A 13,126-nucleotide genomic window follows, 5' to 3' on the forward strand; every position below is an offset into this window, starting at 1 on the left:
TCTTATTAAAAAATAAAAGAACTATTTGTAATGGAAAAAAACATAAAAACTTAAAACTTTAAACATACAAGACTCAAAGACACAAAGCTTTAAAAAATAAAGGTTAAGAAAGATTGATTTTTTATATCGACCGAAAATTGGTTCATAGTAATCTTCTTTATAACTTTAATATTCTTAGTGACTTAGAGTCTTTGTGGCAAAAATTCATGAATAGTGCAGGTTAATAGCCAAATAGATTAATTTAAGTAAAACTTATTTATCGATTTCTGCCAACTGTTTTCGCAAGATTGGATTCACTATTTTGGGATTGGCTTGGCCTTTTGTAGCTTTCATCACCTGGCCAACAAAAAAACCGATTACCTGCTCTTTTCCATCCAGGAATTTTTGTACTTCGCCCGGGTTTGCATCAAGAACCTCTTTTATAACCTGCAATAATTCGGACTCATCACTAACTTGAGACAATCCTTTTTGTTCGATTAATTTACTTGGAGATATACCGGATTCGACGACATCAGTGAAGATTTTTCTGGCGATATTTAAACTAATGGTGCCATTCTTAACCAGGTTCAATAACTCAGCCAAAAGCTTAGGGGTTAATTTTGTGTTCGAAAGCAACGTTTTTTTTTCGCCTAAATAACGTAAAACCGCACTCAAAATAAAATTACAGCTGAATTTAGCATCATCAAATAGTTGGCTTGTTGCTTCGAAAAAATCAGCAACCTCTAGTGAAGAAACCAATACATCAGCATTATTTGCACAAATTCCGTACTCTTTAATAAACCTGTTCTTTTTTTCAAGAGGCAGTTCAGGAATTGTTTCCTTCATTTGGTGCAGCCATTCTTTATCCATTTGCAATGGGACTAAATCCGGTTCCAGAAAGTAGCGGTAGTCATTTGCTTCCTCTTTAGATCTCATTGGCGTTACTTTATTTTGCTTAGCATTCCACAATAAAGTTTGATGAATAATTGCATCACCCCGCTCTATTAAATTTTTCTGTCGCTCGACTTCAATTTCGAGGGCTTTTTCGACGCCGTGAAAAGAATTCATGTTTTTCACTTCGGTTTTTACTCCGAACTCACTACTCCCTTGAGGTCGAATTGAAACGTTTGCATCACAGCGCAAACTGCCTTCTTCCATATTGCAATCCGAAACATCCAGGTACTCAAGAATACTTTTTAATTGAGTCAGATAAAGGAAAGCTTCTTTGGGTGAACGAATATCGGGTTGGCTTACGATTTCCATCAAGGGTGTTCCGCATCGATTTAAATCGATAAGAGTTTCGCCTTCCGGGACCCATTCTTCCGCATGAACTGATTTCCCTGCATCTTCCTCTAAATGGATTCGAATCAAACCAATGGCTTTAGTTTGTCCTTCCAATTCGATTTCGACAAAGCCGTTTTCACAAATGGGATTTTCAAATTGAGAGATCTGGTAACCCTTTGGCAGATCCGGATAGAAATAATTTTTTCGCGCAAAAAGTGAATGTTCATTAATCGTACAATTTGTAGCCATCCCGGTTTTAACGGCAAACTCGAGAGCTTTTGAATTTAGCACAGGCAGGACACCCGGCATACCTAAACAGACCGGGCAAACTTGTGTATTGGGCTCAGAGCCAAACTTTGTGCTGCAATTACAAAATATTTTCGATTTTGTTTTTAACTGGGCGTGAACTTCCAACCCGATTACTGTTTCGTATTGCATAAATTTTTAGTCGTAATAAAAATTAGTCTGACTTGCTTAATTAACCAGGATATTTCATGAATCTTATCACTGGTTTATAAAACTGTCATTTTTGGGCTTCTCGGACAGCCTGAAAACATTTGGGAACGACACTCTGCAGCATCCAGTTGCGACGGAATGACATTGGATTTTGTAAGATTAAAAACATGATTCATGAATTATCCAAGTTAAGAGTTTTTTTTAGAAATTAGATGAAACTTAAGAAAAAATTGCTGGAGATTCAACTACAAATAAGCTGAATCTAGTTGGTTGATTGAATTTGAAATTCAAGCAGGTTTTTTTGTTCAATTGATAAATTAGCTGCACGATTAAAATCACCGAATCGAATCGCCGACGAAATCTCACCTTCAAGTTGCTTTATTTGAATTTCAACCGATTTATAATCCGGGAGCCTAAACAATTCTAATTGATTTATCGTTGGATTCGATTTCATTGTTGGAATTAAAGTCATTTTATTTGAATTTATTAACACTTTAATATCGAACATTTCCAATAATTTTCAATAGAAAAAATGGTGAATTTTAGAACCTAAAAGAATTATTCTTTAGTTTCTTTTTCCTTTTTTTCTCTATTACCGCGCAGGTCCTTTATTTTATCGATTATCTCCGGGATCAAATCAATTACCTTGCCTATGCCGAATCCTTCTTTATCCTGAACATTTAGCAATTGGGCTTTACCATCGTGAATCACAATAAAGGCCACCGGTTCAATTTGAGCGCCGCCGCCAAAACCGGATCCTTCTCCTGATTCACTTTTTTTACTGGGTGTACTTCCGCCGCCGCCACCGAAACCAAATGAAATTTTGGAAACAGGGATAACAGTTGTGTCACCTGTTTGAATAGGTTTACCCACAACTGATTCCGTGCGAACCAATTGTCCTAATTCTGCCAACAATTTTTCAATCATTTCATTTATTTCCACTTAACCTCCAGATTTGCAATTAATTTTTAGCATTCCGTAATTTATTCCATAATAATAGCCCATGCCATATAATGAGAAATGGCCTGAACATTGTTGAAAAATTAATATTATAAACCAGACATTTCCTATTAAATACCGGTTGTAACACAATGTTTCGTCCGGCTTGTGGCAGCATTCCAGTAATCATACAAAAAAACCCATGCAGGATACCTGTAAACATCGGGTTTTTTAAGCCAATTTTAAAATTTCCACTAAGTGTCGGATTAGAAAAATTACCAATTATTTTCTTTAGTCGATATTTACAAATCGACCAGTTAATGTTTCTAAGATTTTGAAATAGTTTTTGTTCTTTTTCGGTCTTCTTAATAGATTCATTTCTCTTTACCTGGATTTTTTTATCAACCTTTCTTGTTTGATTTAACAAAACAATCTTTTTTATCCGGATTTGCATAATTCTGTCAGATGAATTTTGAATGTACTTAATCGTAACAAAACCATACAACAAATCTAAATTGACCATAAATTTTTGTGAACCATTATTTCGGGTCGTTGCAACGTGAATCCGAGTCTGTGCTGCTAGCATTACAACAATAAACAATAGAAACAATCCGGTAAGAAGCCCAAAAGTAACCATATCTTAAATATCTTTCTAAAAAAATTTATAGAACGGTATCATTATCTAAACTTTTATTTGACAGCCTTACAATTTTTTAATATATTTTTCTCGGTTTTAAGGAGTTAAAATGGCACAACATAAATCAGCAATAAAAAGAATTCGTCAAGACGAAAAAAAAAGACTTAGAAATAAGTCATATAAATCCAAATTAAAAACAGAAACAAAAAAATTCTTAGCATTAGATTCCAAGGAAAAAGCAGAACCACAATTGCGAGTTGTAGAATCATTGTTAGACAGGCTGGCAACTAAAAGGGTTATACATCCGAATAACGCTGCCAATAAAAAGTCACACTTGGCTCATTCATTAGCAAAGTTAGCATAAATAGTCGAATTCAACAATATACCGGGCGAACGTACTGTGATCGGTAACTCCCCCTAAACCCGATGCAGTTCGTGACCCCGGTTTTTTATTTCTATTAATCTCACTTTTAAAATTCCAGCTTAAGATTTCAATCTTTTAACTAACCTGGTAATTAGGCGCTTCCTTGGTGATGATGATGTCATGGGGGTGGCTTTCTCTTAAACCCGCTGCAGTCATTCTAATAAATTGAGTTTTTGTTCTCATTTCCTCAACATCTCGAGCCCCACAGTATCCCATGGAGGCTTGCAAACCACCAACCATTTGCAAGACGGCATCGGCTAATTTCCCTCGATAAGGTACGCGTCCTTCGATTCCTTCCGGAACAAACTTTTTCTGCTCATCATCCTGAAAATAGCGATCTGCACTGCCTTCTTTCATGGCAGCAATGGAACCCATAGCCCGATACGTTTTATAGCTCCTGCCTTCATACAAAATGGTCTCCCCGGGACTTTCTTCTAATCCTGCGAACAAACTACCAATCATAATAGAATGCGCTCCTGCAGCAATTGCCTTTGCAATGTCGCCCGTATTTCGTATTCCGCCATCGGCAATTATCGGAATGTTATGAATGTCTGTCACTTTAACACAATCCATTATTGCGGTGATTTGCGGCACTCCGACACCGGCAATAACACGTGTCGTACAAATAGATCCTGGTCCGATGCCGATTTTAATAGCATCTACTCCGGCATCAATGAGCGCCTCCGCAGCCTGGGATGTCGCAATATTGCCGGCTATCAATTCAATGTTGGGGAATTGCCGGCGAATCGTTTCAACAGTTTGCAAAACGTCTTTTGAATGACCATGAGCAGTATCAACGACAACCACATCCACTTCCATTTCTGTTAAAGCCGAAACCCTTTCCAAAGTATTGCTTCTAACACCAACTGCTGCGCCAACTCTTAAACGGCCATGGCTATCTTTACATGCATTTGGATACATTACCTTCTTTTGGATATCCTTTACAGTTATCAAACCTTTAAGTTGGAATTGAGAATCGACGATGAGTAACTTCTCGATACGATGATGGTGGAGCAGTTTTTCTGCGTCTTTCATCGAAGTGCCAACTGGAGCGGTCACCAAATTATCCTTTGTCATCAATTCAGAAATGGGTAAATTAAAATCGACGCCAAAACGCAAATCCCGGTTTGTTAAAATTCCGACCAGCTTTTTCCCTTCTATAACAGGCACACCTGAAATACGATAACGCTCCATGATTGCCAGCGCATCTTTGACCCTCGCTCCTGGTGGCAAAGTAACCGGGTCAATCATCATACCGCTTTCAGAACGTTTAACTTTGTCAACTTCAGTTGCTTGTTGCTGGATCCCCATATTTTTATGCACAATCCCAATCCCACCAGCGCGTGCCAGGGCTATCGCCAGTTTTGCCTCTGTAACCGTATCCATTGCCGCACTTACCAATGGAATATTCAATTGAATATTGCGTGAAATTCTGGTTTTAACATCTGTCTCTTTCGGGATCACTGCAGATTCGGCAGGAACAAGAAGAACATCATCAAATGTTAAACCTTCTTTTAGTATTTTTTCATTATTCATGGAAAACTCCAGAAGTGAGTAAAATCACTGCATTTGTATTTCTTTTTCAACTTCTTGAACCAAGCTAAAACTTGAAATAAGATTGTTTGCTATTTCAATATCTTTTGACAAAATTCTATCTTGATCCAAAAAAGACACTTTATTACGCAGATGGTTGTGAGCTTTTGTAATACCATTGCCTGGAAGAAGCGGAGCTCGCAAATCGATGCTTTGTGCAGCACACAATAATTCGATTGCCAACACATTTTCAGTATTTTCAAGAACTTGCAACATTTTATTAGCGGCATTCGCTCCCATACTGACATGATCTTCCTTGTTCGCAGATGTTGGAATGGTATCGATACTGGCTGGGTGACACAATGTTTTGTTTTCAGAAACCAAAGATGCAGCCGTGACTTGCGCTAACATGAAACCACAATTCAAACCGGGTTTTGGAGTTAGAAAATCTGTTAATTCACTAAAATTAGAGTCCATCATTAGTGCTATTCTGCGTTCGGAGATACTGGCATATTCGGCGATTGCAATAGCCAGGAAATCCAATACCATTGAGATTGGTGCTCCATGAAAATTACCACCCGACACAATTTCACCTTCCACCGGAAACACAATTGGATTATCTGTTACTGCATTAATTTCCCGTTCAACGATCTCTGAAACATACCTGATTGCATCCCGGCAACTGCCATGTACCTGAGGTATGCATCGAATCGAATAAGCGTCTTGTATTTTTGAGCACTCCACATGGGATAACCTGATTTCGCTGCCAGCAATCAAAGCGGTAAGATTTTGAGCGCTCTCCATCTGCCCCACCTGGTTGCGAATTGCCTGAATGCGAGAATCGAAAGCAACAGGCGTGGCTTTCATTCCATCCACTGTCATAGCCGCAATGATGTCAGCAGTTTTGACGAACCACTTTGCTCGAAAAACCACTAATGCTGCTATTGCAGTCATGTACTGTGTGCCGTTAATCAGGGATAGTCCTTCTTTAGCTTGCAATTCTATGGGCTGTAAATCAAATTTTTTTAACACCTCTGCACCATTAACACTTTCCCCATTTATCTTGACCTCGCCTTCGCCAATCAAAACCAAGGACATATGAGCCAATGGCGCTAAATCTCCGGAGGCACCCGCACTACCTTTGCTTGGAATAACAGGTAAAATACCTCGATTCAAAAATTCCTGTAATTGTATGATTACTTCCCTTCGGACGCCTGAAAATCCGCGAAGAAGATTGTTTAGCTTCAAGGCCATCATTGCCCGACAAACCGAAGGAGGCGCCGGCCGGCCAACTCCTGCACAATGGCTTCTTAACAAATTAATTTGTAATTGAGTGATATCTTTAGGCGAGATTTGGATATCGCTTAGTTTGCCAAAACCAGTTGTTATTCCATAGATAATTTGGTTTTTCTGAATTGCCCTATCTACAATTTCTCTCGATCTGTCAACAATTTTAAAAGACTTTTCATCGATGACAACTTTGGCGTTTTCCATGGAAATTTGCCACAGTTGGCCAAGGGTTAACTCTTCACCATTAAATTTTATTTCATTCATTTATTTACTTTTCTAATATCGTTTCATGATCAAACCAATCATGAATTCGTTCCAAAAGGACTTGACGTTCTGAGATAATTTCCGGAGTGACCGGTAATGAATTCAGAAAAATCGACCCATATCGTGATGAAACCATCCTGGTATCCAATAACAAGACGATGCCCCTGTCACTTTTCGATCTGATCAATCTCCCTATTCCCTGGCGGAATTTAAGCACCGCATTGGGAACCGAATAATCATAAAAACTATTACCACCCGCTTGCTCGATAATATCGGATCTCGCCTGGGCAACCGGATCCGAAGGCACTTCAAATGGGATTTTGGTGATAATGAGCATTTCCAAGGCTTCTCCCGGTACATCAATTCCTTCCCAGAAACTCTGGGTGCCAAACAAAATATGCGCTTTCCGCTCCCTGAACATGCGCAACAGGTTGTTCCTGGAACCGCTTTTACCTTGGGCCAAAGGTATTATATTTTGAGATCTCAAATTGGGATTTAGATTGCCGAAAACCTCGTCCAACATTTTGTATGATGTAAACAACACCAATGTGCCTCTCCGCGAATCCATAACAACGTCTTGAATGATATCCGAGCACTCTTGGACAAATTGTGGATGGCGCGGATTTGGTATGAAACTGGGTACTAGGACACGTATTTGCGAATCATAATCAAAGGAAGAACCCAATATTTTCGTTTGACGCTGCTGATCCGGAAGCAGATCGATACCTAATCGTTGTTCGAAAAATGCGAAGGAGTCGTCAATACTTAATGTCGCCGATGTAAAAATGGCGGTGCTTAGGCGGCTATACAAGCGCTCTTTTAACAAGGGTGCAACTTCCAAAGGCGCCGAACGAAAATGAATGTTTAAGTTCTCTTTTTTAGAAAAATATTCAATCCAAAGAATTTCATCTTCGCGATTCTCCACAAGGAAGCGATTGAGCGCATTTCGCCAGCCTAGAATATTATCATACGCTCCCAGAAAAAATATGCACAGATCTTCAAAAAATAATTTATGGTCTTCGTTAAATTGCGAGATTGCAATTTCATGTAGATTCCGATTCAGCAATTCCAGTTCGGATTCTAGCTGGCTGATAGTTTTCAGGAGATCCTGGCTTTCCTTTTGAACTTTCGGATAAGCTTCCGCAAAATTCTTGTAGCGAACCTTTATTGCATAATTACTGGGTTGAATTTGATTCGCAATGATCTCTTCCCTTAAACTTTGAAAGAAATTAGCATCATTAATTCTGAGTGTATCGGCCGTATTTCTCACACGATTTACACTGGTGAGACAATCGCTTAAAACCGAACCATCCAGCCACGATTGCTGTTTGAGTAAATTGGAAAGCCTATTTACCTCATTCCTGGTCTCCCCTGTTTCATTCACCAAAGGGGCAACAAATTGAGATATCATTCGATCGGACCAATCCAGGCCAAAATATTGGGTTGCCGTATCTTCAAGATTTTGGGCTTCATCGATTACAAGGTTTTGGTATTCCGACAAAATCGCCATATCGGAAATCAAGTCACTCAATAGAAGGGCATGGTTCACTACTACGATGTCCGCCTCCCGTGATGCCCGGCGAACCTTATTGATGAAGCAGCGGTCTTTTGCAGGGCACGCCATACCTTTGCAGTAATGACCATCGGATCGAATTTCCAACCAAATTCGTATAGAGTGATTCGGATTGAATGAACTGCATTCTTCAATGTCGCCAGTGGATGTTTCATTCACCCAAACGATCAAAGGAAGAATTTCTTCAATGGTCTTTAAATCTTTAGCAAAATCTAAATTGGCCAGGAATTTCTCCCAGCGATGCAAGCAGATATAATTGTGCCGTCCCTTTAAGACGACCGCTTGAAAATCTACCGGCAAATATTTATGCAAAAACGGAAGATCTTTGTAGAATATCTGATCCTGCAAATTTTTGGTGTTGGTGGAGATAACCGTTCGTCCATTGGGCGGCGGATGCAACTGCGACCAGAAAATAGCGGGGACCAGGTATGCCCATGATTTACCTGTCCCGGTTCCCGCTTCAATCATTAAAAATTGCTCATTATTGTATGCTAAGCATATTTCCCGGGCCATTTCAATCTGTTCTTCACGAAATTCATAGGACTTCAAAGACTTTGCCAGAATGCCGTTTTCATCGAAAATAGATGCAACTTCGTTTGCATCCATTGGCAAAGGCAGCCTGCCATTTCCGTTTGATTTTCGATAATAAATATTCGCACTTTCAGGGTAATCAAATTTGACTTTTGGCAATGACAAATCGGCAAAAGCATCCTTCCGGGTTCGATACTCCTTCAAACCATGCAACAGCTCTGAGATAAAACTCGAATATCCCGAAGTAGCCGTTGTCAATTGAGCTAAAGTGATATTTGGAAGTTCAAATAAATAGATCAAAAGTTTATCGAGAACCTGGATTTCAGCCATTACGTCCTCAAGAGCACGATGTTGGGTGTCGGTCTTTATGCCAAATGTCTCGATTAAGAACTCCAAATTATGTGCTCTCAATCTCGGCAATAAAATACGCGCGAGTAGTAAACTATCGATATGAGCCGGATTTTTAAAATTTATATGGTGTGCAAGAGACGGATCATCCATGCGTATTATCATTTCTTCCAGGAAACCCAAATCGAAAGCCAGGTTGTGTGCGGCAATAGTTGAGTCGCCGATAAATTCAACCAATTCGAAAATGACGGTTTCCATAGTAGGTTGACCCACAAGATCAGCATCGGTGATCCCGGTGAGATTTGTAATCGCTTCAGGCAATTCGCCATCAAATGATACCAAAGAATGGTATTTATCCGTAACTTTACCCTCTTTGATCCTTACAGCAGCCGCTTCTATAATCACTGAATTTTGCGGATCCAGGCCCGTGGTCTCAAAATCCAGGCAAACGAAATCGGAAAGTTTAAATAATTGAAGAATTTGAGAGGGCGTGCGAAGTTTCATTACTTTTAATATTATTCAATGGAAATTTTGTCTAGTAAGTTAGGCTATTGCACTATCAAATTCAATACAATTTCCAAAGGTGGAAGGTGGGGATTGGATTAAGTTGGGTTGATTTTAACCAATAGATGTCTTCAAAGAGACCTATTGAAGAAGTTTATAAATTACCGTATTAGATACAAATACAGCCAATTCCATTTGTAAACGACTAATTCCTGACCGGAGATACTTAGGAGAATGAAAGCGTGTGCTCGGTTGCTTATTGCCCACGTTGCTATGGTAATAAAGATTCCGACAAGCACAAGAGCTAATCCGATCAATGGATATTCTATAGTTATTCTAAAAAATACTAATAAACCGCCATTGATAATTACATACATTTTTATACGCTCGAATCCCCTCTTGTCCTGGTCAATATAGAGTGAAACATTTCCTTTCCATTCTTCGAGAAGAAGATTAATTCTTTTATCCTCAGCCAGTTAGGCGACTATCAACAATATTGTAGTATTTACTTTTAAATATTTATAACGAGAGTCTGAGCTGCTAAGGATTCAAGAGCAATTAACATTCTGTTTTAATAAACTTTGAGAGAGCATTAAACTAAATCATAGAGCACGCGCCCTGGTCAGTTCAGGACAATGTAAGACAATGGTATTATCAGAAGCCAATTTAAGCTTGAATTGTGACTTTTCGCGACTCGTATAAACTTCTGCTTTATTACCACATATTAACCTGGGGTATAGAACACCCCACTAATTTTAAATAGACCATTAAATATAATAAATGACAGCCTTTCAATCTAACACCAATTTTTTACATTCAGTCTTTCAACGCGCTTATATTCTCTTTGTATTTGCTGTTAGTACAACCAAATTTAGTCTTCTTGCCTGAGCGGCTATTAATAAATCATTTGCACCAATAACTTTACCCTTTGTTTCTAAATCCGTTCGGATATCTCCATACTCAAACGCATCCATACTAGTAAAGTCTATTATTGCAAAAGGAGATAATATTTTTATTACAGCATTTAAATTCTTTTCAATATTCTTGCTTTTCCTGGCTCCATATATCAATTCCGCTACAGTAATTGATGACACACAAAATTCCTCAATACTTCTCGTTGTAAACTTTTTCTGTAACTTTCAAAGATTTTGAATTCATCAAGTAAATTAGAATATTCGTGTCTACTAAATATTTCATTAAATTTTGACTTTTTTCAGACCAAGCCTTTTGTTATCAATATTTGGGAATTCATCTGCTTCATTTACTCCATCAATAAAATTTGCCCAGGGATTATCTTTTGGAATCAATACCAATAAATTGCCAATTTTATTTATTTGGACTGAATCAACATCCAAGCGATACTCTTTTGGCAAACGAATGGCCTGGCTATTGCCGGATTTGAATACTTTTGCATTTTTCATTTACACCTCCAGTATATACAACAATATATACGAAAGATAATTATTCCCAAGATTTTTCTTAAATGATTTTTTCAACTTTCCGCGACTCGCATAAACTTCTGAGTATAGACCTATGCAAGGGATTATTTGTCTCACCGATATCCAGCCTTGACCAAATCATTCACAGTGTTAAAAGGATTTGCAGGCTTTAAGTAGCCAGCCAGGAATTTGTAAATCTTGAGCCTGGTTTCCTTCGCATGTTTGGTATCAATGCGATCGAAAGAATGGCCGCCCGGTATATCCTTGAAAATCTCGTATTCGAACTTCTTTCCGGCTGCTTTCAATGATTTGATGAGATGCTCCACTTCAAGAACGTTCACATCCGCATCATTGGTATTCGTGTGAATTAACAAGGGAGTTTGTAATTTTTCCGCATTCCAGGCCGGCGATCGGCGGCGGTATTCTTCCACGTCTTCATAGGCGGATTTGCCGATATGATAATCAACCGAATACAATTCACGGTAACGCTGGGTTTTGTATCCCATCCTGGCGATAATATCGCTGACCGGCACGCCGGCGAATCCAACTTTATAGTCATTTGGATGATTGAATAGATTCATCAATGTGATGAGACCGCCATGACTCCAGCCCAAAATACCAACCCGGTTGGCATCGACTATCTTATAATTCTCGATCATATAATTGCGGCTGGCGAATACATCTTCCACTTCCAATCCGCCATAATCGATGAGCTGGTACATCCTCTTGCCGTAACCCGTACTGCCGCGATATTCCGGCGCCACGATTATATATCCCTGTGTTATTAATTCACGAATAATGTGCGTATAGAACGAATTAAAATTGCTGTGCACACCGCCATGAGGCAACACCAGTAACGGATACTTTTTATTGCTGTCATAATTTTTAGGGAGAAAAATATAGCTGGGAAACCGAACCGGGTTACCGGCGCCCTGGGCGGTTGGATTTTTCTCTTTCCAGCGCGGCGGTCCGGTTAAATTTACTTTATCTACAAAAGCAACATCGCCAATTTTATGATACCACATGATATCATCGACCGCTTTACCCAGTTGACTGAGCCTGTGATTCAGGCTTTCGAATTGTTGCTTCATGTATTTTAATTCGGCGCTTTCGTCTTCCTTTGATTGGGCATTTAGAATTGCACCCAACCCAATCAAAATGATTACGGTCAAAAAGATAATTAATAATTTCTGTTTCATAATTCCTGCCTCCAATGTTTTAATGATTGTTCTGTCTGTAATATGTCGATATTTAAATTATACCCTAAATATTTAAACTTGACATACTTAACATGTATCGATATATTTAACGTAATACTAAAAAAATTCGATAGACTTAATATGGTAACAGTAACCGTTTCTCCAAAATATCAAGTTGTAATACCTCGAGCAATTCGTGATCAATTAAATATAAAAGTTGGCCAAAAACTTCAACTCATTTCTTATCAAAATAGGATTGAATTTATCCCATTGAGAAATATAAAGGATATGAAGGGCTTTCTCAAAGGAATAGATACAACAATCAAAAGAGAAAAAGACCGAATATGAACTTAGTAGATTCTTCAGGTTGGCTAGAATATTTTTCTGATGATAAAAATTCGGATGTTTTCGCTCCAGCAATAGAAAATACAGTAGATTTAATTGTCTCCACAATTAACTTATTGGAAGTATTTAAAAAGATACTTCAACAGAGAGATGAAACCGATGCGTTACAAGCTATATCACTCATGCAACAAGGTACCGTAGTTGATATAGATTCGACAATATCATTGAATGCTGCAAAAATAAGCGGTTCCTGCCAATAAAAATGAGACACTTTTCATTTTTTATTTAAGCTAGTTTTTCGGTTTATTAATCCACACCATTTGCTGCAACCTTTTCACTTCTGGTTTTCCCTTCACAAAACGTTCCGGATATTTTTTATAT

At 38.5% G+C, this 13,126-nt stretch carries 12 protein-coding genes and 1 pseudogene; 3 read left to right on the forward strand and 10 right to left on the reverse strand.

Translation table 11 applies throughout. The features are described from left to right. Nucleotides 1-252 precede the first annotated feature (252 nt). The 4 genes from gatB to IIC38_17065 all read right to left on the reverse strand — a co-directional run bounded on the left by gatB (nt 253) and on the right by IIC38_17065 (nt 3,295). A complete protein-coding gene (gatB, locus tag IIC38_17050) occupies nt 253-1,701 on the reverse strand; it encodes an Asp-tRNA(Asn)/Glu-tRNA(Gln) amidotransferase subunit GatB (protein ID MCH8127641.1) in 1,449 nt (482 codons plus the stop codon). A gap of 280 nt (nt 1,702-1,981) precedes the next feature. Next, entirely contained in the window at nt 1,982-2,173 is a 192-nt protein-coding gene (locus tag IIC38_17055; GenBank protein MCH8127642.1) for a hypothetical protein, read from the reverse strand. A gap of 104 nt (nt 2,174-2,277) precedes the next feature. Next, nucleotides 2,278-2,661 carry a sporulation protein gene (locus tag IIC38_17060; protein MCH8127643.1) on the reverse strand — a complete coding sequence of 128 codons (384 nt, stop codon included), beginning with the start codon at nt 2,659-2,661 and terminating at the stop codon, nt 2,278-2,280. Between the two features lie 19 nt (nt 2,662-2,680). Beyond that, entirely contained in the window at nt 2,681-3,295 is a 615-nt protein-coding gene (locus IIC38_17065) for a DUF2953 domain-containing protein (GenBank protein MCH8127644.1), read from the reverse strand. Nucleotides 3,296-3,404: 109 nt separating this feature from the next. Between IIC38_17065 and rpsT the strand changes: the two genes are divergently transcribed. After that, the gene (rpsT, locus tag IIC38_17070) at nt 3,405-3,659 is read left to right on the forward strand and encodes a 30S ribosomal protein S20 (protein ID MCH8127645.1); all 255 of its coding nucleotides are present in this window, start codon (nt 3,405-3,407) and stop codon (nt 3,657-3,659) included. Between the two features lie 135 nt (nt 3,660-3,794). Here rpsT and guaB read toward each other — a convergent pair whose 3' ends face one another. From guaB to IIC38_17100, 6 genes and pseudogenes are all read right to left on the reverse strand, one after another. Then, on the reverse strand, nt 3,795-5,255 hold the full coding sequence (gene guaB, locus IIC38_17075) for an IMP dehydrogenase (GenBank protein MCH8127646.1): 1,461 nt from the start codon (nt 5,253-5,255) through the stop codon (nt 3,795-3,797). 24 nt (nt 5,256-5,279) lie between these two features. Beyond that, nucleotides 5,280-6,806, reverse strand: coding sequence for a histidine ammonia-lyase (gene hutH, locus IIC38_17080; protein ID MCH8127647.1), 1,527 nt, complete (start codon nt 6,804-6,806; stop codon nt 5,280-5,282). Between the two features lie 4 nt (nt 6,807-6,810). Then, on the reverse strand, nt 6,811-9,762 hold the full coding sequence (locus IIC38_17085) for a hypothetical protein (protein MCH8127648.1): 2,952 nt from the start codon (nt 9,760-9,762) through the stop codon (nt 6,811-6,813). A gap of 796 nt (nt 9,763-10,558) precedes the next feature. Then, a pseudogene (locus tag IIC38_17090) lies at nt 10,559-10,959 on the reverse strand (type II toxin-antitoxin system VapC family toxin). Then, on the reverse strand, nt 10,959-11,183 hold the full coding sequence (locus IIC38_17095; GenBank protein ID MCH8127649.1) for an AbrB/MazE/SpoVT family DNA-binding domain-containing protein: 225 nt from the start codon (nt 11,181-11,183) through the stop codon (nt 10,959-10,961). The pseudogene IIC38_17090 and the gene IIC38_17095 overlap by 1 nt, the downstream one beginning before the upstream one ends. A 131-nt stretch (nt 11,184-11,314) precedes the next feature. Then, nucleotides 11,315-12,292 carry a S9 family peptidase gene (locus IIC38_17100; protein MCH8127650.1) on the reverse strand — a complete coding sequence of 326 codons (978 nt, stop codon included), beginning with the start codon at nt 12,290-12,292 and terminating at the stop codon, nt 11,315-11,317. A gap of 249 nt (nt 12,293-12,541) precedes the next feature. Between IIC38_17100 and IIC38_17105 the strand changes: the two genes are divergently transcribed. Then, complete coding sequence (locus IIC38_17105; GenBank protein MCH8127651.1) at nt 12,542-12,748, forward strand: AbrB/MazE/SpoVT family DNA-binding domain-containing protein; 207 nt, start codon at nt 12,542-12,544, stop codon at nt 12,746-12,748. After that, nucleotides 12,745-13,005, forward strand: coding sequence for a type II toxin-antitoxin system VapC family toxin (locus IIC38_17110; GenBank protein MCH8127652.1), 261 nt, complete (start codon nt 12,745-12,747; stop codon nt 13,003-13,005). Before IIC38_17105 ends, IIC38_17110 begins: the two co-directional genes overlap by 4 nt. Nucleotides 13,006-13,126: the final 121 nt, after the last annotated feature.

The sequence above is a fragment of the candidate division KSB1 bacterium genome (assembly GCA_022566355.1).
Classification (GTDB): domain Bacteria; phylum Zhuqueibacterota; class JdFR-76; order JdFR-76; family DREG01; genus JADFJB01.

Bases quoted from the DNA above. Each gene is read 5' to 3' on its own strand.
- gatB (MCH8127641.1), bottom strand. From the start codon at position 1,701: ATGCAATACGAAACAGTAATCGGGTTGGAAGTTCACGCCCAGTTAAAA.
- IIC38_17055 (MCH8127642.1), bottom strand. From the start codon at position 2,173: ATGAAATCGAATCCAACGATAAATCAATTAGAATTGTTTAGGCTCCCG.
- IIC38_17065 (MCH8127644.1), bottom strand. From the start codon at position 3,295: ATGGTTACTTTTGGGCTTCTTACCGGATTGTTTCTATTGTTTATTGTT.
- rpsT (MCH8127645.1), top strand. From the start codon at position 3,405: ATGGCACAACATAAATCAGCAATAAAAAGAATTCGTCAAGACGAAAAA.
- guaB (MCH8127646.1), bottom strand. From the start codon at position 5,255: ATGAATAATGAAAAAATACTAAAAGAAGGTTTAACATTTGATGATGTT.
- hutH (MCH8127647.1), bottom strand. From the start codon at position 6,806: ATGAATGAAATAAAATTTAATGGTGAAGAGTTAACCCTTGGCCAACTG.
- IIC38_17085 (MCH8127648.1), bottom strand. From the start codon at position 9,762: ATGAAACTTCGCACGCCCTCTCAAATTCTTCAATTATTTAAACTTTCC.
- IIC38_17095 (MCH8127649.1), bottom strand. From the start codon at position 11,183: ATGAAAAATGCAAAAGTATTCAAATCCGGCAATAGCCAGGCCATTCGT.
- IIC38_17100 (MCH8127650.1), bottom strand. From the start codon at position 12,292: ATGAAGCAACAATTCGAAAGCCTGAATCACAGGCTCAGTCAACTGGGT.
- IIC38_17105 (MCH8127651.1), top strand. From the start codon at position 12,542: ATGGTAACAGTAACCGTTTCTCCAAAATATCAAGTTGTAATACCTCGA.
- IIC38_17110 (MCH8127652.1), top strand. From the start codon at position 12,745: ATGAACTTAGTAGATTCTTCAGGTTGGCTAGAATATTTTTCTGATGAT.